Here is a 24,191-nt window from a genome sequence, read left to right as displayed (position 1 = left end):
GAAAAGAGGCCGTTTCATAACGGCAATTAGGGTGGAACCGCGGGTAAACTCTCGTCCCTATGCATTACGCATAGGGACGGGAGTTTTTTGTTTGCCTTGAGGAATCCTAGGCAAAAGATACTTCCCGCCCCTGAATCTGAAATTTAGTAAGCCGCTTTAAATAATCTGGAGGTGTACGATGAATATTCAAAATATGATTTTAACTTTGCAAAAGCATTGGTCTGAGCAAGGCTGTATCTTAATGAATGCTTATGATGTCGAAAAAGGTGCCGGGACGATGAGTCCTTATACCTTCCTTAGAGCAATTGGGCCAGAACCTTGGAGTGTTGCTTACGTGGAGCCTTCAAGACGTCCTGCAGACGGCCGGTATGGAGAGAATCCTAACCGTCTTTATCAACATCATCAATTTCAAGTGATCATGAAGCCTTCTCCGGATAATATTCAAGAACTTTATTTGGAGTCATTACGGAAGCTAGGCATCAATCCATTGGAGCACGACATTCGCTTTGTTGAGGATAACTGGGAAAATCCATCCCTTGGCTGTGCGGGTCTAGGATGGGAAGTATGGTTGGATGGAATGGAGATTACCCAATTCACCTATTTCCAGCAAGTTGGTGGACTAGAGTGTAAACCAGTCTCCGTCGAAATTACATACGGAATTGAACGTTTGGCTTCTTACATCCAAGACAAAGAAAATGTCTTTGAACTTGAATGGACGGATGGATTTACTGTTCGTGACATCTTTGGTCAACCGGAATACGAGCATTCGAAATATACATTCGAGACATCCAACCTTGATATGCTGTTCGAGCTTTTCACGATGTATGAAAAGGAAGCTCATCGTCAAATGGAGGAAGGTCTTGTACATCCGGCTTATGACTATGTATTGAAGTGTTCCCATACGTTTAATCTGCTGGATGCCAGAGGTGCCATTTCAGTAACGGAAAGAACGGGTTATATTGCCCGTTGTCGTAATTTAGCGCGTAAGGTTGCCAAAACTTTTTATGAAGAGCGGGAAAAATTAGGCTTCCCGATCCTGAAAGTGAAAGGGGAGAAAACAAATGAGCAAGCGTGATTTGTTATTGGAAATTGGGTTGGAGGAGCTACCGGCTCGATTTGTTACAGCTTCTATGAAACAGTTATCCGACAAAGTACAAAAGTGGTTGACACAAAAAGCGATTGAATTTGGTGAAGTCGAAGCATTTTCAACACCAAGACGTTTGGCGATATTGGTAAAAGATGTTGCGGAATCACAAAAGGACATTGAAGAAGAAGCAAAAGGACCGGCTAAGAAGATCGCTTTGGACGCCGAAGGCAACTGGTCTAAAGCAGCGTTAGGTTTTGTAAGAGGACAAGGCATGACGGCTGAGGATATTTATTTCAAAGAACTTAAAGGTGTGGAATATGTCCATGTGAATAAATTCATCAAGGGGCAACCGACGGCTCAGTTATTGGCGGAACTACAAGAAATCATAACTGGCATGACCTTCCCGAAAAATATGCGTTGGGCCAATCAGGACCTTCGCTTCGTCCGTCCGATTAAATGGTTAATTGCTTTGTTTGGTAAAGAAGTAGTACCTTTTACCATAGCTGAAGTAGAAACAGGCCGAGAAACGAAAGGTCATCGCTTTTTAGGTGAAAGTACAGTTATCGAAACTCCTGACCAGTATGAAAAGTCACTTAACGAACAATTTGTCATGGTCAATCCAGACAAACGCCGTACCGTGATCTTAGATCAAATCAAAAACCTGGAACAGGAGAATGGCTGGATCATCCCGGTCGATGAAAATCTTCTGGAAGAGGTAAATAACTTGGTTGAATATCCAACGGTGTTATTTGGCCGTTTTGAAGAAGAATTCCTTGAATTGCCTTCTCAGGTGCTGATTACATCGATGAAGGAACATCAACGGTATTTCCCTGTAAAAGATCAAGATGGAAAGTTGCTTCCTTTCTTCGTGACCGTTCGAAATGGGGATGACCGTCACCTGGATATGGTATCGAAAGGGAACGAAAAAGTATTGCGTGCCCGTTTATCGGATGCAGCTTTCTTCTACAAAGAAGATCAGAAAAAAGAGATTGCTGATGCTTTGAAAAAGCTGGATAGCATCGTTTACCATGAAGAAATCGGTACTCTAGCCGAGAAAACTGAACGTGTAACAGAGGTAACCGGAGCATTGGTGGATGCCTTGAAACTGAAAGTGGATAAAGAATTGGCGCTACGTGCTGCAAAAATAGCCAAGTTTGATTTAGTGAGTCATATGGTTTATGAGTTCCCTGAATTACAAGGGTACATGGGTGAAAAGTATGCCCTTCTAAAAGGTGAAGCGAAAGAAGTGGCAACAGCGATCAATGAACATTATATGCCACGGCATGCAGATGACGATGTACCTCCATCCTTAATCGGGGCACTTGTGAGCGTAGCGGAAAAAATTGATACACTGGCATCATTCTTCGCCATCGGAGTGATCCCTACCGGTTCTCAAGATCCATATGCTTTAAGAAGACAAGCAAGTGGAGTCGTTCAAATTCTAGCGGAGAAAAAGTGGGATATCACACTGGAGGAACTTATCACTTTGGGTCTTAAAGGACTTGAAGCAAAAGGCCTCTTGAAACGTGACATGGATGATGTAAAAGCGGATATGCATACATTCTTTAAAGCCCGTGTGAAGCATTTGCTTCAGGAACTACACATTCGCTATGATTTAATCGATGCTGTTTTGGCTAATGAAATTGGTTATATCCATTCTGTTGTTGAACGCTCCCAGGTATTAGAAGCGAAGAAAGAGGAAGCTGGCTTTAAAGAAAGTCTTGAGGCGTTAAGCCGTGTCATGAATATCGCTGGGAAATGCGATAATAAGGTGACAGTGAACCCGAGTGCTTTTGAAAATGAAGAAGAAAAAGCGTTGTATGAGAAATTTGGAACGGTTGCTTCAGCCTATGCCGAAACGAATGATGAGATGGAGCATTTCGAACAGCTAATATCGCTTCAAAGCGAAATCGAGGCTTATTTCGAGCATACAATGGTCATGGCGGAAGATGAAGCCGTACGTAATAATCGTTTATCCCTTATGAAAGAAATTAGTGATTTAGTTTCCAGCTTTGGGGCTGTGAACAAAATAATCCTTTCTTAATCCAATGAAAATGATCGGGACCCTTTTTATGAAGGGTTTCCGATTATTACAACTAATAGAGATGAAAACTGCTTTTATCAAATGATATAGTATATAATCGTTATATGAAGATCCTTTGTTACTTTACTCTGCGAAAAGCAGTAGGGTGGTGATTACAATTCAATTGAATAAACGTCAGGAACAGATTTTACAAATTGTTAAAGAGAATGGACCGATTACTGGAGAGCATATTGCAGATAGGTTAAGCTTAACGAGGGCGACGCTTCGTCCGGATTTGGCTATCTTAACGATGGCCGGTTTTCTAGATGCACGTCCACGTGTCGGGTATTTCTATACAGGTCGCTCGGGTACACAGCTATTGACGGATAGTCTGAACCATCTGTATGTTCGTGACCATCAATCGATCCCTGTCGTTGTGGATGAGGGTATATCTGTTTACGATGCGATTGTCATGATGTTTTTAGAAGATGTCGGCACTATGTTCGTAGTGGATAAGCATGCATTACTCGTTGGGGTACTGTCCAGGAAAGACTTGCTCCGTGCAAGTATTGGGAAACAAGAACTGAATTCCATCCCGGTCAATATCATCATGACAAGGATGCCTAACATTACAATGTGTACTAAAGAAGATTTATTGATCGATGTTGCCAAAAAATTGATTGAGAAACAAATTGATTCATTACCTGTCGTCAAAGAAACAGAAAAAGGCTATGAGGTAATTGGAAGAGTGACGAAAACCAATATAACAAAAGCATTCGTAGCTTTAGCTGATGAAGGCTATTAGGGGGGCTTGCAAAGGAATGACGGAGAATATGAACGGTTCTATTATATATGTTGTATCGGATTCAGTTGGGGAAACAGCGGAGTTAGTTACTAAAGCTGCGGCTAGTCAGTTTTCTAGTTCCGCTTTTACTATTAAACGAATTCCGTATATTGAAGATGAACATAACGTGGATGAAGTAATTTCACTGGCCAAATTAGATGGGGCGATCATCGCCTACACTCTTGTGAAGCCTGCTATTAGAGACTACATGAAAGCACAGGTGGAAAAAGAAAACCTGTCTGCTTATGACATTTTAGGACCGCTCATGGATATCCTTCAGGAAAGAACATCTAAAGGACCTCTTAATGAGCCGGGGCTCGTAAGAAAACTTGACGATGATTATTTCAAACGTGTGGAAGCCATTGAATTTGCTGTAAAATACGACGATGGACGGGATCCACGTGGGATTTTACGTGCGGATATCGTGTTGGTTGGTGTTTCTCGCACGTCCAAAACACCTTTGTCCCAATATTTAGCTCATAAACGCTATAAAGTGGCCAATGTTCCTTTAGTACCAGAGGTAGAGCCGCCAGAAGAACTGTTCCTGGTCCCGCCTGAAAAATGCATTGGGTTGAAAATAAGTCCTGAAAAGTTAAATCATATTCGAAAAGAGCGATTGAAGTCACTTGGACTCAATGATCATGCTATATATGCGAATGTGGAACGAATCAAAGAAGAGTTGACATACTTTGATAAAATTATTTCAAGGCTCGACTGCCCAATCATTGATGTTACGAATAAAGCTGTCGAAGAAACGGCCAACTTAATTATGAATATTCTTCAAAATAAAAATCGGTAGATTTCTCTTATTCTTAAAATTGAGATTAATCAAAATGTGAGCTGGACACTTTTAGTGTCGGCTCACATTTTCATGCTCAAGGTTTATTGGGTTTTAAATGTAAAACATGGATGACACTTACATAATTCCTCTTTTGTTAAACAATTCACAACCCACTTTTTAGATGTTTGAAATTCAGAATCTAATTGGTAGCATCTTTTTAAAAAATAGATTATAATAAAAAATTGTGAGAAAAAAGTAATCTTGAGGTTTAGACTTGGTTATTAAGGAATAAACTAAGGATTATAAGAAGTCAAGTTTTTTATCATAAGAAAATTCGACACATTCAGTATAATTGATGAGGCAAAATAGGGTGTAACACTTGTTTAGAGGATACCGTTTGTAGATTCTTGCGAATGACTTCAGGATAAGTGTTTGGAAGTTTCATTATATCTCGATAAAGTTTAGGGGAGAAAAAAGGATTATGCAGAATGATGTAGAATTAAAAGGTATGATAAATAAACCAATAATACATGTTGACGCCGATGCATGTCCGGTGAAAGATGAGATTCTTCATTGTGCAAGACAATACGATATCGATGTCTGTTTTGTTGCATCATATAAAAATATGATGAACAACCCTGAAGGCAAATGGGTATACGTCGATGCAGATAAAGAAGCAGCAGATCTTTATATAGTGAATTCTGTAAAAAAGGGTGATATTGTTATTACTGCTGATATTGGATTAGCTGGTACCCTGCTTCCTAAAAGCGTTTATGTTCTATCTCCGAGGGGAAAAGAATATACAAATGAAAATATTTTCATGCTTCTCGATATGCGCTACCAGTCAGCGAAACTTCGCAGGCAGGGGAAGCATACGAAAGGACCGAAAGCCTTTACAAAGGATGACAAAATATGTTTTACAAATAAACTTTTGAAAATTTTGTCGAATTTTGCAGGGAATCAGGATTCAATATCGAATTAAAAAACTATCACCAAAATCGCAAGGTGAAAAAATGACAAATGGTCGTATAGAAGATGAAAAGATAAATCAGATCCGAGAAGCAGTGGACATCGTCGACTTAATTGGAGAATATGTCCAGCTGAAGAAGCAAGGACGGAATTATTTTGGGCTTTGTCCTTTCCATGGTGAAAACTCACCATCATTTTCTGTTTCCACGGAAAAACAGATTTTCCATTGTTTTGGCTGTGGTGCAGGTGGGAATATTTTCACTTTCTTAATGGATATCGAAGGATATAATTTTGTGGAATCTGCAAAGGTCCTGGCTGAAAAAGGGAATATACCTTTGGACGTTGAAATAAATAAGGACTCCCAACGGTCTAATATGCCGGCTGGTTCTCAACAGATGCTTGAAGCCCATGACTTGCTTCGAAAGTTTTACCATCATCTTCTTGTAAATACCAAGGAAGGCCAAGAAGCTTTGGAGTATCTCCTTAATAGAGGATTTACCGAAGAAACGATTGAAAAGTTCCAAATTGGTTACTCACTGGATTCTTGGGATTTTGTTTCCAAGTTTCTTTTAAAAAGGGGTTTCCCGCCAGAATTTATGGAACAGGCTGGGTTGATTATTTACAGGGAAAAAGATGAGTCATACTTTGACCGTTTTAGAAATAGAGTCATGTTTCCGATTATGGATCATCAAGGGAATACGATTGCGTTTTCGGGTAGAGCAATGGGGGACGATGAGCCCAAATACTTGAATAGCCCCGAGACCCCAATCTTTAATAAAAGTAAAACTTTATATAATTTCCATCAAGCAAGACCGCACATTCGCAAGAAGGAACAAGTTGTAATTTTCGAAGGTTTTGCCGACTGTATTTCCGCAGTCCGTGCCGGAGTGGAGAATTCGGTTGCTACGATGGGGACCGCTCTAACCGATCAGCACATTCAGCTTTTAAAAAGAAATACGGACCAGGTTTTAATCTGTTATGATTCGGATTCGGCTGGTTTGAATGCAGCTAACCGCGCAGTTAACATGCTACAGGAAACGGATTTTACCGTTAAGGTAGCACTTATGCCTGATAATATGGACCCCGATGACTACATAAAGGAATTTGGTGAGAAAAGCTTTGTTTCTGAGGTAATAGGGGCCAGTTTAACCTACATGGCATTCAAGATGCATTATTTACGTCGAGGAAAAAATGTAAATAATGAAGGAGATCGAATTCAATATATCGAAGAAGTCCTTAAAGAAATTTCTCGTTTGCCAAGTGCAGTGGAGCGGGATCATTATCTTAGGCAGCTATCCTCCGAGTTTACACTTTCGTTGGATGCGCTTGAACAGCAGCAACGACAGGTATTTTTTGCGGAACGTAAAAAGGGTACACTGCCACAACCTGCTACTCAAAAGAAAATGACCCTTCAGTATGAGCATAAATTAAAACCTGCTCATCACAATGCTGAAATTAAGTTGATGGCCCATATGCTGAAAAGCAGGGAAATGACTTATAAGATTCAACAGTTGCTTGGACAAACACTCTTTCATGTAGATGAACATCAGGCCATCATCACCTATTTATATGCTTTCTATGAAGATGGACACGAGCCTGATCCAAGCTTTTTCCTTACTTATTTGCCGGATCCAAACTTGAGAAGGATCGTTTCGGAAATAGAAATGATGTCAGTTAATGAGGAAGTTTCCGATAAAGAACTGACTGATTGTATAAATCAAGTGTTGAAATATGAAAAGATGTTAAAGATAAAGGAAAAACAGGCTGAAGAAAAAGATGCAGTGAGACGCAGCGATCCTAAAGCTGCCGCCAGAATTGCAATGGAAATCATTAAGTTGCGCAAAATGTTGTAGTTGTTTAGGTGTAAGACCTGGAAGGAGGGGAACTAATGGCTGAAAAACCAGCACGTTCCAAACAAGTTGATAATGAATTTAGCCTTGAGCAGGTTAAAGAAAAATTAATAGAGCTAGGTAAGAAAAGAGGCTCTTTGACCTTAGAAAAAATTGCCGAAAAAATTGGCGGTTTCGAATTAGATTCCGATCAAATGGATGAGTTCTATGAGGTGCTAGCTGAAAATGGAATCGAGATTCTCACGGATGGTGAGGAAGAAGAGGATGAAGATGATCCAGATTCCAAAAAACTTGCTAAAGAAGAAGAGTTTGACTTAAATGACTTAAGTGTTCCTCCTGGTGTTAAGATTAATGATCCTGTCCGGATGTACTTGAAAGAGATCGGTCGGGTCGACCTTTTATCTGCAGAAGAGGAAATCTCTTTAGCGATGCGAATCGAGGAAGGGGACGAAGAGGCAAAACGCCGTCTAGCCGAAGCCAATCTACGTCTGGTAGTCAGCATAGCCAAACGTTACGTGGGACGCGGTATGCTTTTCCTTGACTTGATTCAAGAAGGAAATATGGGTCTTATCAAAGCGGTAGAGAAATTCGATTACCGCAAAGGGTACAAGTTCAGTACCTATGCAACTTGGTGGATTCGTCAGGCCATCACTCGTGCGATTGCTGACCAAGCAAGAACGATCAGGATACCGGTGCATATGGTTGAGACCATCAATAAATTAATCAGGGTACAAAGACAGCTTCTTCAAGATCTTGGACGTGAACCATCTCCAGAGGAAATTGCAGAGGATATGGATTTAACTCCGGAAAAGGTTCGTGAAATCTTGAAGATTGCTCAGGAGCCTGTTTCATTGGAAACCCCAATTGGTGAAGAAGATGATTCACACTTAGGTGATTTCATTGAAGACCAAGATGCGACTTCTCCATCTGAACATGCTGCATACGAATTGTTGAAAGAACAACTTGAAGATGTGTTAGATACACTGACTGATCGTGAAGAGAATGTCTTGAGACTTCGCTTCGGACTTGATGATGGTCGTACACGCACTCTTGAAGAGGTAGGTAAGGTGTTTGGCGTAACCCGCGAACGTATCCGTCAAATCGAAGCTAAGGCACTACGAAAGCTTAGACATCCAAGCCGCAGTAAACGCTTGAAAGATTTCCTAGAATAGAATAACGCCCTTTACAGAGCCCTCTTTGAATGCCCAGCGTTCGGGAGTGGCTCTTTTTTTCAGCCATTGGTGTGGAGAATAATCCTTTAAAGGAAATCAACACCAAATCCGACAGGCAGGATTAACCGAAAAATAAAAAAGCACAGTACGCATGAGGAAGTGTATTCATGGATGAAACAAGAAAGAAAATCATCATTCAAGAAATTAACTCTTGGAAGCAAAGTCGCATGCTCCCAGAACAATATTGCAATTACTTACTAGCCTTATATAGCCAGGGGGAGGCACAACCTGTTACCCCTCAGAAAAGCAAAAGCCGTAAAAAAGAATGGATTAATGGGATTGCAATGGGTGCTCTTTTTTTAATTAATATATTTTTGAATTATTTTACTGAAATATCCAACACAATGCAAATGGTCGTGACAACTTTCTCCATCCTTGCTTTTCTTTTCTTTCTTCGACGCTTCAAGAACACGAAACTCCTTTTACTATTATCTTTAATAGGATTGTTATTGTTAGTGTTAGTGGAAACAGTGCAAGTAACCGAGCTAATCGCTGCTGGAAAGAGGAGTATCCTGTATATAGGCTTATTTTTCAACTGTGGGTTATGGTTATGGATTGGCCAAAAATATAAGCTGCTCTATTTTTCGATATCTGGAATTTTGGGATTAGTTGTAATAGCTTACTTTTTATTGATATAATTAAAAACAGATGCTTGTTTGTTTTATCATGAATAGGGGTATTATGGAAATAATCCAAGAAAAGTCAAAATTGTTCGTAAATATACATAAATTTTTGACAAATTTGAGAAAAAATATAATATCTTCTATTTTTGGGGTTTTACTTGAAACTCTTTTCAAGTAAAATAATATATAGTAATTTGTATATAATATTAAATATGGTAAGTTTAGGTTCTACATAGAGGAGGAAATACTATGAATCGCAATCCAGTTATGCCTTTTATTATTATCATGGTTTTTGGTATTGGACTTATGTTTTTACTTTCATTCAAAGGTTTAGGAGATGCCAAAGATCTTGCTAAAGAAAAAGAAGGCGGAGAAAAAACAGAGGAAACGGAAAGTGCCTCATCCTCACCTGAAGACATTTATAAACAGAATTGCATTTCATGTCATGGTGATGCCTATCAAGGTGGAGTCGGACCTGCCCTTAAGGGTGTTGCCGACCGTTTATCCGAAGATGAAGTCAAAGAAGTCATCGCTAATGGACGAGGAGCTATGCCTGCTGGTTTAGTTGACGAATCGAATCTCGATGCCATGGCAAAGTATATTCACGGATTAAAATAAGCAGGAAGCTGATTCAAAACGTACATTCGTTTTTGAATCAGCTTTTCTTTTATCTTCGGTATTCTCCTCCTTTTCCCTGATGGATCCCCCCATGTTGTCCTCGTTCTGTAATTTTTCCTTGGAACTTGTTATAATCGAATGGGAAATGAAATGATATAAATATGAATTTGAAATAAGAGAGTTGATAGTATAATGAATCACGAAAAATTATCAAAGAGATTAGAAAATGTCGCGTTACATATACCGAAAGGGAGCATTCTGGCCGATATCGGTTCCGATCATGCTTACCTGCCTTGCTATGCTGTATCCAATGGGCTCTGTGACCGTGCGATAGCGGGTGAAGTTGTGGAAGGTCCCTATCAGTCTGCCCTTAAACAAGTGAAGGGAACGGGATTAGAGGACCTCATAGAAGTCCGTAAAGGCGATGGGCTTGAGGTATTAAAACCGGATGAAGCTACATGTGTTACTATCGCAGGAATGGGCGGTACATTAATCGCTAGTATATTGGAAAATGGGAAAAAAAAGTTGGGGAAGGTGGAGAGACTCATTCTTCAGCCCAATGTAGGAGCCCTAAACGTTCGTAATTGGCTAATTGATAACGGTTGGGAATTAATCGATGAAGATATTCTGGAGGAAGATGGAAAGATCTATGAAATCTTGATTGCGAAAAAAGGGGATCCTCTTCAGCCCTATCATGAAAATAAGCAAGTTGGGCTTATGTTCGGGCCATTCCTGTTAAAGAAATTCAGTGATACTTTCATAAAGAAATGGCAACATGAGAAGGCGCACTTCGAAAGAATCATTGAGCAATTGGATGCGAGTGGCCGAAGTGGCTTAGAAACGAAGCGCAAGGAAATGGAAGTGCAAATTGCATTCATTGAGGAGGTGCTTAAACGATGAAAACAGCTAATGGTATGCAGATTATTGAAATGTTCGAACAGTTCTCTCCGAAACGATATGCAATGGAGGGGGATCCAATTGGACTACATGTCGGGGAATTGAATAAGCCCGTTTCAAAAGTGATGATTGCACTTGATGTCCTGGAAGAAGTGGTGGATGAAGCGATAGAAAAAGGTGTCGAACTGATCATTGCCCATCATCCCTTGATTTATCGGCCGTTGAAGAAAATAGATACAGCTCAGGCTAGTGGCCGAATCATCGAGAAATTGATCAAGCATGATATTGCCGTTTATGCCGCACATACTAACTTGGACGTAGCCAAGGGCGGTGTAAATGATTTACTTGCTGATGCATTGCAATTACAAAATACAGAGGTCCTTGTCCCTACCCATGAAATCCCTCTAAGAAAATTAGTGGTGTATGTACCAAAAGAGGACGAACAAAAGGTAAGGGATGCCTTGGGTAAGGCAGGAGCCGGTTCGCTAGGAAATTACAGCTACTGTTCGTTTACAGTTGAGGGTACAGGCAGGTTTTTACCCGGGGAAGGCAGTGAACCGTCGATTGGTACACGAGGCAAGATTGAAAGGGTTTCAGAAGTGCGAATTGAAACCATATTCTCTGAACCCATTGAAAAAAAAATACTTTCTGCGATGATCAAAGCCCATCCATATGAAGAAGTGGCTTATGATATTTATAAGTTGGAAAACAAAGGCGAATCCTTGGGGCTAGGCAAAATCGGGGTTCTTGCAGAAGAAATGTCCCTTGGACAATTTGCCGAGCATGTTAAAGAGACTCTCGAAGTGGAGAATGTCCGTGTAGTTGGAGACCTGAACAGTACCATAAAAAAAGTTGCCGTTCTTGGCGGTGATGGAAATAAATACTTCACGACCGCTAAGTTTAAAGGTGCCGATGTGTATGTAACGGGTGATATGTATTATCATACGGCTCACGACGCCATGATGATTGGATTGAATATCGTGGATCCGGGCCATAATGTTGAGAAAGTGATGAAAAAAGGTGTAGCTCGAATCTTGAATGAGATGTGCGTCAATAAAAATTTGGATGTAGAATTCATACCTTCTGAGCTCAATACAGATCCTTTTACATTTATATAAAAGGATAGAAAAAGGCAGCCACTACCATTTGTGGCTGCCTTTTTTTCAGGCTTTCTTTACTTTGATTTTAGGTAATATTTTATGCAAGGGTGTTTTCTTTTCCGTATCCCATGTCGATTCGTCAGTAGGTTCATATTGTTCAAGGAATCTAATGACCTCTTTCGTTATAGGAGTAGGCGTCGAAGCTCCCGAAGTGACAGCCACCGTTTTGGCATCTTTTAACCATTCGAGGTTCAGTTCGGAAATATCGGCTATGCGATAAGCCGTGGTTCCTGCAATTTCTTCGGATACTTGTGCAAGCCGATTGGAGTTATTGCTTTTTGGGTCACCGACGACGATAAGGACATCCGCTTCTCCAGCTTGTTGTGCTACGGCCTCTTGACGGACCTGTGTGGCTAAACAGATTTCTTTATGGACCTCAGAATGGGGGAACTTTTCCTTCACCTTCTCCATGATGTCCAGGACATCCCATTGACTCATTGTCGTTTGATTGGTCACAATGATCTTTTCACTATTCAATGATAAGGCTTCGACATCTTCAGCATTTTGCACGAGGTGAACGACATCAGGGGCTACCCCAACTGCTCCCTCTGGCTCAGGATGTCCTTTTTTGCCGATATAGATGATTTGATACCCTTCCGATTCTTTTTCCCTGATCAAGTCATGTGTAGCGGTAACGTCAGGACAAGTAGCATCAAGGGTGACAAGGCCTTTTTCCTTCGCAATCTTCCGAATCTCAGGGGAAACGCCGTGAGCGGTAAAGATGACAGTTCCCGTTTCCACCTGATTGATGATTTCATTTCGGTTACTGCCATCTAGCGTTATGATCCCCTCTTCTTCAAAAGCATCGGTAACGTGCTTGTTATGAACGATCATTCCTAAAATGTAAATAGGGCGTGGCAAGGTTTTATCTAAAGCCGCATTCCTGGCAATAACCATGGCATCAACTACTCCATAGCAATAGCCCCGCGGGGAGATTTTATTTACTTTCATCTATGTGTCCTCCTTCAAAGGCAAGAAACTTACGCGTATTCCCTTCTATTATATAAGACCATAGATGATTTTACAAAATATCGTATTTCATGAATGATGCCACGGGCGCAAATTTATAATGGTTTAAATATAAAGTTTAGGTCCGGATGATCGATTCCTTGTCTTTTTGGGGAGAGCCTCGGCAGCCGGTTCTACGTTTAATTCGATTTTTGGCTTATCGCTATTCACAGCGGGTTCGGATTCCTGAATCTTGGGAGAAGTGGTTAAATTGGTGTTTTCTTCTGCTGGTTTTTCCGTTTCTTCACTTGATGATATGCTGCGGAACACCTTCCACATGGAGGGGAGGTTTTTAATTACTGGCCCATACTGCTGCACCATTGGCGTGAATTGCTCGGCCGCTTGCAATACCTTTTGGGTGTTGTTTAGCATATTGTTGAGTGAATCGGGTTTGGTTAAGTTCTCCAGGATGCCGCCGCCACTACTTCTTGAAGAACTAGTGGTAGTGGAATTGGCTGGTGCGAATAAGTTTGGGGGAGCGGCATTTTGTTGTTTGGACCTACCTAGAAGCTTGGCTAAAATCCCTTCTTTCTTAGGAAGTTGCTGTTCTGGTCTTTGTTGTTGATTGAAGGGGGCTCCTCCCCGGAAGCCTTGTTGGGGTCCCGGTGGTCCTTGTGGTCTTCCTTGAGGCGGCCTCATTGGCTGAAAAGGGTTGCTGTTTGGGTACTGTGGTCCCCTGAAGGGTCTAGGTTGCTGCATCCTTGGGCCATTATTAGGTTGCTGGAATCCAGGACCGGGGGAACGGTTTCTATCTTGGAACATAGGTTTCACCTCTTTATGGTTTAGGTATTGATGTGTTCTTCCCTATAAATTATGCAGCATGGTAAAAAAGGTTTGAGGAAAGGATAGATGGAATGTTGTGAAGTGGTCGGAAAGAAGGTAAGATGGTAACGGTAGTCTTTTTGCTCCATGTCTGCGGGGGATACGCTATGACCAGGACAGGTGCTTTTCTTTTGCAAGAGTCCATTAAGAGAACTGACCAAAGCGCTTGCGCTTTTTGTATAATCCAGCTCCAGCGTCTAGCTCGCTGTGAAAAAGATGATGGACCACATAAGGCAAAAAGCGCCTTATGGGCCAATCCCTATTTTCTTCACGAGCTACCAAGACGCTTGCGCTTTTTGTATAAAATTTATTATAATAATAAGACGTGTCTAATGAAAGACAAGAATAAAGGAGATATTTGATGAAACAAAACCAATTTGAACGATTTAATTTGAAAAGCTACATTCTAGATGCAGTTCGTACTTTAGGGTTCGATAAGCCGACGGAAATACAGGAACGCGTGCTCCCGTCGCTTTTAAAGGGAAGTAGCTTAATTGGACAGTCGCAGACAGGTACAGGGAAGACTCATTCCTATTTGCTGCCGATTATGAACAAGCTTGATGCTGGGAAAAATGAAGTTCAAGCGATTATTTCCGCACCAACCCGTGAGTTAGCGAATCAAATCTACAAAGAAGCTTTGAAAATTGCGGACCATTTCCCTGAAGATGAGCAAATTCAAGTACGTTGCTATATCGGTGGTACCGATAAACAGCGTATGATCGATAAATTGAAGACCCAGCCACAGTTGGTCATTGGGACTCCAGGAAGAATCAAGGATTTGGTTGAGGCTCAAGCCCTTCAGGTATATACGGCTACGATGCTTGTTGTTGATGAAGCGGACCTTATGCTCGATATGGGCTTCCTTGAAGATGTTGACCAATTTGCTTCCCGTATGGCGGAAAAAATTCAAATGCTTGTTTTCTCGGCAACCATTCCGGAAAAGTTAAAGCCATTCTTGAATAAATATATGGAAAACCCGAAATATGTTCAAGTTAATCCGAAACAGGCGACAGCCGCAAAGATTGAACATGTTCTGATACCTCTTCGTCACCGTAACAGGGAGCAGTTATTACATGATATCATCGTTCGTTATAATCCGTATTTGGCTATCGTTTTCACCAATACGAAAAAAATGGCGGATCATGTAGCCAACTCCCTGATTGAAAAGGGATTGAAAGTGGGCCGGATCCATGGAGATTTATCGCCTCGTGATCGTAAGAAAATGATGAAGCAAATCAATGATCTGGAGTATCAATTCATTGTCGCTACTGATTTGGCTTCTCGCGGAATTGATATTGAAGGTGTCAGTCATATCATTAACTATGAATTACCGACGGACCTGGACTTCTACATTCATAGAACGGGAAGAACTGCCCGCGCCGGATACTCAGGAATTGCAGCAACGATATATGGTACATCTGATGAAGATGCATTGAACCGCCTTGAAAAGATGGGGATTGAATTCCATGATGCCGATATTCAAAATGGCGATTGGGTAGATATAGACGAACGTAACAAACGGAAAAATCGTAAGAAACAAAAATCAGAGATAGATGTAAAGGCAAGCAGGCATGTTAAGAAGCCGTCTAAAGTTAAACCTGGTTACAAGAAGAAAATTCAACGTGACGTGGAAAACTTTAAAAAACGCGAACGCCGCATACAAAGAAAGAAATAAAAGGGAGTAATTAGATGCTGAAGATTGGGTCGCATGTTTCAATGAGCGGGAAAAATATGCTACTTGCTGCGAGTCAGGAAGCGGCTTTATATGGTTCCAATACATTCATGGTTTATACAGGAGCCCCGCAAAATACAAGACGCAAGAAAATAGAGGATTTGAATATTGAAGCAGGTAGACTGCATATGGAGGAGAATGGGATAACGGATATTGTTGTACATGCTCCATATATAATCAATATTGCCAATACCACAAATCCAGCTACTTTCGACTTGGGAATCAATTTTTTGCGCAGTGAAATCGATCGGACGGAAGCAATCGGTTCGGGTCAGATCGTCCTTCATCCTGGTGCCCATGTCGGTGCAGGCACTGAAATCGGAATTAAAAGAATCATTGAAGGTTTAAATGAGGTTCTTTCTGCAGATGACAAAGTGCAAATTGCCCTTGAAACGATGGCAGGGAAAGGTACGGAATGTGGCCGTTCTTTCGAAGAATTGGCAATGATCATGGATGGTGTAATCCATAACGATAAGCTATCTGTATGTTTCGATACGTGTCATACACATGATGCTGGATACAATATCGTCGAAGATTTCGATGGAGTCCTGAATGAATTTGATAAGTTGATCGGCGTTGAACGAATCAAGGTGCTCCATATCAACGACAGCAAAAATGTCCGTGGTGCGCATAAGGACCGTCATGAGAATATTGGTTTTGGACATATCGGCTTTAAAGCATTGAATTACATTGTCCATCATCCTCAGTTAAGCGAAGTTCCAAAAATCCTGGAAACTCCTTATGTAGGAGAAGACAAGAAGGATAAAAAGGCTCCGTATAAATTCGAAATCGATATGCTTAAGAACCAGCAATTCGACGAGGGTGTACTGGAAAAAATCATGTTGCAAATGTAAGTAGAAGGGACGATCCATCGGCATGTCGATGAATCGTCCCTTATTTTACATAGGAAATTAGATGATACCGGCTACCCTTGTTTACATATTGGCTGTAAGGTTGTTGAAAAGGGTTTCGATTGCCCGGGCCGTATTCGCTCCTGCCACTTGGGTGATTTGACCAAGAACGTTTTGCCTTTGGCGAATATCGAATATATTGATGTTTCTACCGGCCAGCAGTGCAGTAATATCACTTGCCTGTTTTTGTGTTAGACTAATCTGATGTTGTTTAGCAAGGGAAAGTAGTTCATCCGGGCGTATCTGATTTATTTTATGGTTGACCATCATTTCGAATAATTTCATACGATCTCCTCCTCCTTTAAAACATATGAAGAAAGATAGGGTATGTGAACTCGAAAGTTCACGGATTGTTGGAAATTTACGGATGTATGGTTTTTGTTAAACAGTTAGACCATGTGAAGTCTGGAGCGAATTCTTTACTTCTGAACATCTTTGATTTATACTAACCTTTGTTAATCGTAATGATTCTTAAAAAAAAGGTGATAGTTTTGGACAATGTAATCAACCCCATCGTTAAATTAGAAGATATATCTTACAAATATACAAAAGATTTAGTGCTGGAGCATGTATCACTTGAAATACCTAAAGGGGCCTTTTTAGCTATCGTCGGTCCGAATGGATCCGGTAAATCCACTCTGTTGAAGTTGTTACTTGGTGTATTTAAACTCCAAAAAGGAAAAATTAATTTATTTGGGGAAGATATCCGACGCTTTAGGGATTGGCAAAAGATAGGGTTTGTTTCTCAAAAGGCAAATTCCTTCAATTCCGGTTTTCCTGCTACCGTTTTTGAAGTGGTTCAAAGCGGTTTGACAAAAAAAATCGGCCTGTTCAAATTTGCAAGCAAAGAAGACAAGAAAAAGGTGAAGGATGCTCTGGAATCAGTGGATATGCTCGAGTATCAAAACCGAAACATCGGTGAATTATCCGGAGGTCAACAGCAGAGGGTGTTTATTGCGCGGTCAATTGTCAGTGAGCCTGAATTGTTGATTTTGGACGAACCAACTGTAGGTGTTGATTCAAAAAATGTCCATCAGTTTTACGAAATGCTTGAGATGCTAAATAAAAAATTGGGGATTACCCTAATATTGGTTACACATGATGTCGGTACTGTGACCGATAAAGTCACACATGTTGCCTGTTTGAACAAGGTGCTTCATTTTCATGGCGATGCCGTCGAATACAATGGCCTGAATGAGGAAGAATTGTCTTCCATTTACGGACATGGCGTTCAGTTTTTAAACCATAATCATTAATAAGTTTTGGAGGATAGCCCAATGATATCGGGGATATTGCAATTTGAATTTCTGCAGAACGCTTTTTTGACTGGGATCATCATCGGAGCGATTGCGCCACTTGTAGGCGTTTTTGTCGTGGTAAGACGGATGTCGATGATTTCCGATGCACTTAGTCATGTAGCGCTAGCAGGAATTGCATTCAGTTTATTGCTTCAGAAAAGTTTTCTTTCTCTTGCCGGATTGAATCCGCTTTATATAGGGATGGCCTTTTCTGTTGGAGGATCGTTATTCATTGAAAAGTTAAGAGGGGTGTACAAGCATTATCAAGAGCTTGCCATACCCATCATCATGGCTGGCGGCATGGGGCTTAGCGTCATTTTCATTTCCGTTGCAGATGGTTTTAATACGGACTTATACAGTTATTTATTCGGAAGTGTCAGTGCAGTAAGCCGTACAGACTTGTATCTCATCATGGGAGTGGGCATTGCAGTCGCTTTGATGTTAGCCTTGTTATATAAAGAATTATTTTTACTATCCTTTGATGAAGAACATGCCAAGGCTTCAGGTATCCCATATCAAGCCATTCATTTTATTTTTATCGTGATGGTGGCATTGGTGATTGCTGCATCGATGAAGATTATCGGGATATTACTGGTATCTTCACTTATGACATTGCCTGTGGCAGCAAGCCTTCGCTTTGCAAAAGGCTTTAAGCAGATGATTGCCTTTTCCGTCATATTCGGGGAAATTTCTGTCGTGGGAGGACTATTCATATCCTATAATATGGATCTTGCTCCAGGAGGAACGATCGTGATCATCGCAGTGCTAATACTTGTCTTATCAATTTTATTGGATAAGTGGAAAAATCGATAGGTGGGGTGATTTTTTGAACGTAACAACTGCCATGCAATTACTTAAAGATAAAGGGTTTAAACATACAGGAAAAAGAGAGGAAATGCTGGCTCTTTTTTCTTCAAGTGATAAATATTTAACCGCTAAAGATGTACTGGAGAATATGAAGCGAGATTATCCTGGCTTAAGCTTCGATACAATTTATCGAAATCTTTCCTTGTTTGTCGAGCTTGGAATCTTTGAGACAACTGAATTGGAAGGTGAAAAGCATTTTCGCTTCACTTGTGGACATTCTTCCCATCATCACCATTTCATTTGTTTGAATTGTGGTAAGACAAAGGAAATCGAAGTATGCCCGATGCAGGAGCTTCAGGAAAGTTTGAAGGACTATGAGGTTTCAGGTCATAAATTCGAAATTTATGGTCGTTGTCCCGTCTGTATATCGGTAGGATCGTAAAAAAAAGGGGCTGTCCCAAAAGTCAGGAATATGACTTTTAGGGCAACCCCTTTTTTTTATAAATTTATGCACAAAAAAATCGCCCTTTTTAGTAAAATGAAGTTACCAGACAACATTTAGAAAGGACGATTTTTTATGAGCAATCCAAAGATTACTACAGAAAATTATAACATGGAACAAACTTTACTACCACTCTGCATACATGAGGAAACTGTCGTTCCCCAAAAACGAAATGTCACACCTACTTTTATTCCCTATGATAATCAACAAACAACTGTGATTTTTGATATTCAGGATCTGATTCCAGCTTACCACGTCGCGCGTGTAATCGATCAAATGATTGAATCAGTAGAAGATAAAGTCTTTTTCGAGCACTATAATGGTGGCGGACGTAGCTCTTACCATCCCAAAATGATGACGAAAGTCATTTTGTATGCCTATTCTCAAAAAGTCTATTCCTGTCGTGAAATCGCCAAACTGGTTGAAGAAAATATCCCAACAATGTGGCTGGCTGCCTTGCAGAAACCGGATTATCGAACGATTAATCGATTTCGTACACAACAAATGGAAAAGCTCCTTCCGAAGCTATTTGAAGAAATGATCCATCAACTAATAGAAGAAAAGCACATCACAATGGAGAACTATTTCCTAGACGGAACAAAAATTGAAGCAAGTGCAAACAAGTATTCATTTGTGTGGAAAAAGGCGACGACCAAATTTGAGGCGAAGCTACAAGAAAAAATTGAAGAAACGTACCAACAGATTCAGACCATTACAAATGAAGAAGGGCATGAACTGTCTGCTCAAGACGAAACGTCCTTTTTAACGGCAGAGGAAAAACTAACTCAAATAGAAAAAGCATTAGTGAAAAAAGTTGAAAAAGAAACGAATGGTATCCAGCTTGAAGAAGATGTCCAGGTACGAAAAGAAAAACGACGGGAACTCAGTCCGGTTAAGAAACTATTGAAATTAGTGCGTGAAGACTTAGGTCCACGATTAGTAAAATATAAACAACAAAACGCTCTATTTGGCGATCGAAATAGTTATTCTAAAACTGATACGGATGCGACATTTATGCGAATGAAAGATGATCATATGAATAACGGACAACTAAAACCTGGTTATAATATTCAAATGGCAACGGAAAATCAATTCATTCTTTTTTATACGATACATCAACGTCCAACTGATACACGGTGTTTTAAGCCCCATATAGAGGCACTGAAGAATACATCGCTACCATTCCCGAAAAACGTCATCGCAGATGCCGGCTATGGCAGTGAAGAAAACTACCTCTACTCTTTGGAGGAAGAATTTGAAGCTTTGATTCCTTACAATACTTTTTTAACGGAACAAAAACGGAGCTATAAAAAAGATATTCGTCATGCGAGTAACTGGGCATATGATGAACAAAAGGATGAATACACCTGTCCAAATAACCGTAAGGTTTTATTTAAGCGTTACTCGACCCGTACGGATAAAAATGGATTCACACGTGACTTTAAAATTTATGAATGTGAGGATTGTACGGATTGTCCATTAAAATCGCAATGTACAAAGGCGGCAGGAAATCGCCAAGTGCATGTTAATCCAGTTTATGAAGAACTAAAAGCGAAAGCAAAAGTGAACCTTTGGTCTGAATCGAATGCACAAATTTACGCTCGACGAAAAATCGAGGTAGAGAGTGTTTTTGGTCATATCAAGGGCAATAGGTCGTTCCGTCGCTTTTCGCTTCGGGGCTTAACGAAAGTCCAAACGGAGTTTGGCATCGTAGCCATGGCACATAATTTACTGAAGATAGCTGGCTTGCATCAGCTACTTTCAATGAATAATTATAAAAATAGAAAAACAGGTGGAGAAAAACAACTCGTTTTTCTCCACCTGTTTTATTTTAGGGACTTATTAGACAGCCCCTTTTTTACGATCCTATTTTAAGCTTAACGGCTTATCGGGGAGCCAATGGTTGACCCACTGAGAAGCTTCCATCCAGTTATCCACCCTGAAAACCCTTTCTGGTACCGGTCCTTGATTATATGGTGTATTGAATAAAAGGACAGGGATATTACATTCTTCAGAAATGGCGACCGCATTGTCATACTTGTCCTCTAGAAAGAGATCCACGGCGTATTTTTTGGCTGTGGCGACTTTATCATGGGAACCGACTAACTCCAGATGACTGTATTGGACCTGGTTCTTCGTAAACCAGTCTTTTGTTACATCAAGAAGGCGGTCACTCCTGGCACTGATGAAATATAAATCAGCGTGCTTCATCCAGTCCTCGAGAATGTCCTTTGCCCCTTCAGCCATTAAGGATTCCGAATAAATGGTCGGTTCGGTTTCGATGAACCATTTTGTGAAGTCTTCTTTGGGTACATTGACGAAAGGGAATAAATCATATTCATTAATGTCTTCATAAGCTAAATTTAATTGAAAAGCTTTATTTAAATAGGGAACTAGGGTATCGGGTCTTGTTATGGTCCCGTCAATATCGATACCAAATCTTTTTTTCATGATGACTCTCTCCTCATTTTCAGCAACAGTTATTTTAGTGTATCATATTCAAACAAGCCATTGGAAACAATACATATTTAAACCAAGACATGCAACCTTTATCATGAGGGTTATTCGCTATTATACATATACTATAAATGCTCCTAAAAACGAAAGTGAGTGATGGATCAATGGAAGAAGATCAATACTCCATTATTGACAAGGATCATTCAACTGAAGCGGGAAAAGATCCAGTGGTTGTCGTGGATGATGAACATCATGAGCGGTACTATACAGAAGAAAATGCGGTAGAGCAAAGGGCTTATCAAAAAAGAAACGATACTTCAGTCCAGGATAGTCGTTATCAGGAAGAAACTTCTGCCGAGATTTCCACCATTCCTAATGAAAGTAAGATGAATGGACGGTCGGATGCTTCTGGTAAAGCATCGGGTGGAACAGGTATAGGGGCCATTGCGTTAATCATTTCCATTCTCTCGTTGTTCATGATGCCCTTTATATTGGGGATCCTTGGGATCATTATTGGTTTTTCAGCCCGTAAAAGGGGATCGAGCATGGGCTCATGGGCTATAGGTATAAGTGCAGTTTCCATCATTGTGGGCATATTCATCCTGCCGTTCTTTTAAGGAGCATGTTTTTGCTGTTTCCGTTTGTAGCGGAGACAGCTTTTTTGTGGAAACAAAAAAGGGGCTGTCTAATAAGTCCCTAAAATAAAACAGGTGGAGAAAAACGAGTTGTTTTTCTCCACCTGTTTTTCTATTTTTATAATTATTCATTGAAAGTAGCTGATGCAAGCCAGCTATCTTCAGTAAATTATGTGCCATGGCTACGATGCCAAACTCCGTTTGGACTTTCGTTAAGCCCCGAAGCGAAAAGCGACGGAACGACCTATTGCCCTTGATATGACCAAAAACACTCTCTACCTCGATTTTTCGTCGAGCGTAAATTTGTGCATTCGATTCAGACCAAAGGTTCACTTTTGCTTTCGCTTTTAGTTCTTCATAAACTGGATTAACATGCACTTGGCGATTTCCTGCCGCCTTTGTACATTGCGATTTTAATGGACAATCCGTACAATCCTCACATTCATAAATTTTAAAGTCACGTGTGAATCCATTTTTATCCGTACGGGTCGAGTAACGCTTAAATAAAACCTTACGGTTATTTGGACAGGTGTATTCATCCTTTTGTTCATCATATGCCCAGTTACTCGCATGACGAATATCTTTTTTATAGCTCCGTTTTTGTTCCGTTAAAAAAGTATTGTAAGGAATCAAAGCTTCAAATTCTTCCTCCAAAGAGTAGAGGTAGTTTTCTTCACTGCCATAGCCGGCATCTGCGATGACGTTTTTCGGGAATGGTAGCGATGTATTCTTCAGTGCCTCTATATGGGGCTTAAAACACCGTGTATCAGTTGGACGTTGATGTATCGTATAAAAAAGAATGAATTGATTTTCCGTTGCCATTTGAATATTATAACCAGGTTTTAGTTGTCCGTTATTCATATGATCATCTTTCATTCGCATAAATGTCGCATCCGTATCAGTTTTAGAATAACTATTTCGATCGCCAAATAGAGCGTTTTGTTGTTTATATTTTACTAATCGTGGACCTAAGTCTTCACGCACTAATTTCAATAGTTTCTTAACCGGACTGAGTTCCCGTCGTTTTTCTTTTCGTACCTGGACATCTTCTTCAAGCTGGATACCATTCGTTTCTTTTTCAACTTTTTTCACTAATGCTTTTTCTATTTGAGTTAGTTTTTCCTCTGCCGTTAAAAAGGACGTTTCGTCTTGAGCAGACAGTTCATGCCCTTCTTCATTTGTAATGGTCTGAATCTGTTGGTACGTTTCTTCAATTTTTTCTTGTAGCTTCGCCTCAAATTTGGTCGTCGCCTTTTTCCACACAAATGAATACTTGTTTGCACTTGCTTCAATTTTTGTTCCGTCTAGGAAATAGTTCTCCATTGTGATGTGCTTTTCTTCTATTAGTTGATGGATCATTTCTTCAAATAGCTTCGGAAGGAGCTTTTCCATTTGTTGTGTACGAAATCGATTAATCGTTCGATAATCCGGTTTCTGCAAGGCAGCCAGCCACATTGTTGGGATATTTTCTTCAACCAGTTTGGCGATTTCACGACAGGAATAGACTTTTTGAGAATAGGCATACAAAATGACTTTCGTCATCATTTTGGGATGGTAAGAGCTACGTCCGCCACCATTATAGTGCTCGAAAAAGACTTTATCTTCTACTGATTCAATCATTTGATCGATTACACGCGCGACGTGGTAAGCTGGAATCAGATCCTGAATATCAAAAATCACAGTTGTTTGTTGATTATCATAGGGAATAAAAGTAGGTGTGACATTTCGTTTTTGGGGAACGACAGTTTCCTCATGTATGCAGAGTGGTAGTAAAGTTTGTTCCATGTTATAATTTTCTGTAGTAATCTTTGGATTGCTCATAAAAAATCGTCCTTTCTAAATGTTGTCTGGTAACTTCATTTTACTAAAAAGGGCGATTTTTTTGTGCATAAATTTATAAAAAAAAGGGGTTGCCCTAAAAGTCATATTCCTGAC

Annotated in this window: 22 protein-coding genes, 1 pseudogene and 1 other annotated feature (1 of these 24 only partly in view); of the genes and pseudogenes, 18 read left to right on the top strand and 5 right to left on the bottom strand. The window is 40.3% G+C overall.

Features of this window, described 5'->3' with window-relative positions; all coding sequences use genetic code 11:
• Positions 1 to 62, top strand: a binding site (T-box leader); it begins 114 nt to the left of the window's first position.
• A 116-nt stretch (positions 63 to 178) separates the two neighbouring features.
• The 11 genes from glyQ (at position 179) to AC503W_RS13100 (ending at position 12,042) form a co-directional block, all read left to right on the top strand.
• Positions 179 to 1,075: a glycine--tRNA ligase subunit alpha gene (gene glyQ / locus AC503W_RS13150; protein ID WP_402869572.1), complete on the top strand. Its 897-nt coding sequence runs from the start codon at positions 179 to 181 to the stop codon at positions 1,073 to 1,075.
• On the top strand, positions 1,062 to 3,131 hold the full coding sequence (gene glyS / locus AC503W_RS13145) for a glycine--tRNA ligase subunit beta (RefSeq protein ID WP_427686543.1): 2,070 nt from the start codon (positions 1,062 to 1,064) through the stop codon (positions 3,129 to 3,131). Before glyQ ends, glyS begins: the two co-directional genes overlap by 14 nt.
• Positions 3,132 to 3,276: 145 nt before the next feature.
• On the top strand, positions 3,277 to 3,915 hold the full coding sequence (ccpN, locus tag AC503W_RS13140) for a transcriptional regulator CcpN (RefSeq protein WP_402869892.1): 639 nt from the start codon (positions 3,277 to 3,279) through the stop codon (positions 3,913 to 3,915).
• A gap of 16 nt (positions 3,916 to 3,931) precedes the next feature.
• On the top strand, positions 3,932 to 4,753 hold the full coding sequence (locus AC503W_RS13135; protein ID WP_402869568.1) for a pyruvate, water dikinase regulatory protein: 822 nt from the start codon (positions 3,932 to 3,934) through the stop codon (positions 4,751 to 4,753).
• 490 nt (positions 4,754 to 5,243) lie between these two features.
• Positions 5,244 to 5,717: a YaiI/YqxD family protein gene (locus AC503W_RS13130; protein WP_494917354.1), complete on the top strand. Its 474-nt coding sequence runs from the start codon at positions 5,244 to 5,246 to the stop codon at positions 5,715 to 5,717.
• Positions 5,718 to 5,748: 31 nt separating this feature from the next.
• Positions 5,749 to 7,557, top strand: a complete 1,809-nt coding sequence (dnaG, locus tag AC503W_RS13125) for a DNA primase (protein WP_494914406.1) — start codon at positions 5,749 to 5,751, stop codon at positions 7,555 to 7,557.
• A gap of 35 nt (positions 7,558 to 7,592) precedes the next feature.
• Positions 7,593 to 8,726, top strand: coding sequence for an RNA polymerase sigma factor RpoD (rpoD, locus tag AC503W_RS13120; RefSeq protein WP_402869563.1), 1,134 nt, complete (start codon positions 7,593 to 7,595; stop codon positions 8,724 to 8,726).
• Positions 8,727 to 8,893: 167 nt separating this feature from the next.
• Positions 8,894 to 9,424, top strand: a complete 531-nt coding sequence (locus AC503W_RS13115) for a hypothetical protein (RefSeq protein WP_494914404.1) — start codon at positions 8,894 to 8,896, stop codon at positions 9,422 to 9,424.
• A gap of 234 nt (positions 9,425 to 9,658) precedes the next feature.
• Positions 9,659 to 10,027 (top strand): cytochrome c550, encoded by a 369-nt coding sequence (gene cccA, locus AC503W_RS13110; protein ID WP_402869559.1) that lies wholly within the window; start codon positions 9,659 to 9,661, stop codon positions 10,025 to 10,027.
• A gap of 192 nt (positions 10,028 to 10,219) precedes the next feature.
• Positions 10,220 to 10,927 (top strand): tRNA (adenine(22)-N(1))-methyltransferase, encoded by a 708-nt coding sequence (locus tag AC503W_RS13105; protein WP_494914402.1) that lies wholly within the window; start codon positions 10,220 to 10,222, stop codon positions 10,925 to 10,927.
• Positions 10,924 to 12,042, top strand: coding sequence for a Nif3-like dinuclear metal center hexameric protein (locus AC503W_RS13100; protein WP_494914401.1), 1,119 nt, complete (start codon positions 10,924 to 10,926; stop codon positions 12,040 to 12,042). The genes AC503W_RS13105 and AC503W_RS13100 overlap by 4 nt, the downstream gene beginning before the upstream one ends.
• Positions 12,043 to 12,087: 45 nt before the next feature.
• Here the strand turns inward: AC503W_RS13100 and AC503W_RS13095 are convergent, their stop codons facing one another.
• Together AC503W_RS13095 and vrrA are read right to left on the bottom strand one after the other, a co-directional pair.
• The gene (locus AC503W_RS13095; protein WP_402869554.1) at positions 12,088 to 13,035 is read right to left on the bottom strand and encodes a 4-hydroxy-3-methylbut-2-enyl diphosphate reductase; all 948 of its coding nucleotides are present in this window, start codon (positions 13,033 to 13,035) and stop codon (positions 12,088 to 12,090) included.
• 123 nt (positions 13,036 to 13,158) lie between these two features.
• Complete coding sequence (gene vrrA, locus AC503W_RS13090; protein WP_494914399.1) at positions 13,159 to 13,854, bottom strand: VrrA/YqfQ family protein; 696 nt, start codon at positions 13,852 to 13,854, stop codon at positions 13,159 to 13,161.
• Between the two features lie 421 nt (positions 13,855 to 14,275).
• Here vrrA and AC503W_RS13085 point away from each other — a divergent pair, with 421 nt between their 5' ends.
• Together AC503W_RS13085 and AC503W_RS13080 are read left to right on the top strand one after the other, a co-directional pair.
• A complete protein-coding gene (locus AC503W_RS13085; RefSeq protein ID WP_402869550.1) occupies positions 14,276 to 15,589 on the top strand; it encodes a DEAD/DEAH box helicase in 1,314 nt (437 codons plus the stop codon).
• 14 nt (positions 15,590 to 15,603) lie between these two features.
• Complete coding sequence (locus AC503W_RS13080) at positions 15,604 to 16,500, top strand: deoxyribonuclease IV (protein WP_402869547.1); 897 nt, start codon at positions 15,604 to 15,606, stop codon at positions 16,498 to 16,500.
• 81 nt (positions 16,501 to 16,581) lie between these two features.
• Here the strand turns inward: AC503W_RS13080 and AC503W_RS13075 are convergent, their stop codons facing one another.
• A complete protein-coding gene (locus AC503W_RS13075; RefSeq protein ID WP_402869544.1) occupies positions 16,582 to 16,842 on the bottom strand; it encodes a DUF2624 family protein in 261 nt (86 codons plus the stop codon).
• Positions 16,843 to 17,048: 206 nt separating this feature from the next.
• Between AC503W_RS13075 and AC503W_RS13070 the strand changes: the two genes are divergently transcribed.
• From AC503W_RS13070 to AC503W_RS13055, 4 genes are all read left to right on the top strand, one after another.
• On the top strand, positions 17,049 to 17,813 hold the full coding sequence (locus AC503W_RS13070) for a metal ABC transporter ATP-binding protein (protein WP_402869541.1): 765 nt from the start codon (positions 17,049 to 17,051) through the stop codon (positions 17,811 to 17,813).
• A gap of 21 nt (positions 17,814 to 17,834) precedes the next feature.
• Positions 17,835 to 18,668 carry a metal ABC transporter permease gene (locus tag AC503W_RS13065; protein WP_402869540.1) on the top strand — a complete coding sequence of 278 codons (834 nt, stop codon included), beginning with the start codon at positions 17,835 to 17,837 and terminating at the stop codon, positions 18,666 to 18,668.
• 13 nt (positions 18,669 to 18,681) lie between these two features.
• Complete coding sequence (locus tag AC503W_RS13060; RefSeq protein WP_402869538.1) at positions 18,682 to 19,104, top strand: Fur family transcriptional regulator; 423 nt, start codon at positions 18,682 to 18,684, stop codon at positions 19,102 to 19,104.
• Between the two features lie 171 nt (positions 19,105 to 19,275).
• On the top strand, positions 19,276 to 21,039 hold the full coding sequence (locus AC503W_RS13055) for an IS1182 family transposase (RefSeq protein WP_494917352.1): 1,764 nt from the start codon (positions 19,276 to 19,278) through the stop codon (positions 21,037 to 21,039).
• On the opposite strand, the gene AC503W_RS13050 is transcribed toward AC503W_RS13055, so the two are convergent.
• Positions 21,031 to 21,615, bottom strand: a complete 585-nt coding sequence (locus AC503W_RS13050) for a 5' nucleotidase, NT5C type (protein WP_402869536.1) — start codon at positions 21,613 to 21,615, stop codon at positions 21,031 to 21,033. The two genes, AC503W_RS13055 and AC503W_RS13050, sit on opposite strands and share 9 nt — an antisense overlap.
• Before the next feature lie 170 nt (positions 21,616 to 21,785).
• Here AC503W_RS13050 and AC503W_RS13045 point away from each other — a divergent pair, with 170 nt between their 5' ends.
• Entirely contained in the window at positions 21,786 to 22,238 is a 453-nt protein-coding gene (locus tag AC503W_RS13045; RefSeq protein WP_402986271.1) for a DUF4190 domain-containing protein, read from the top strand.
• Positions 22,239 to 22,298: 60 nt separating this feature from the next.
• Here the strand turns inward: AC503W_RS13045 and AC503W_RS13040 are convergent.
• A pseudogene (locus AC503W_RS13040) lies at positions 22,299 to 24,041 on the bottom strand (IS1182 family transposase); the annotation flags it as partial.
• Positions 24,042 to 24,191 lie beyond the last annotated feature (150 nt).

The organism is Peribacillus suis, assembly GCF_059384845.1.
The sequence above is the reverse complement of the archived record's forward strand: the minus strand, read 5'-3'. Positions and strand labels throughout refer to the sequence as shown.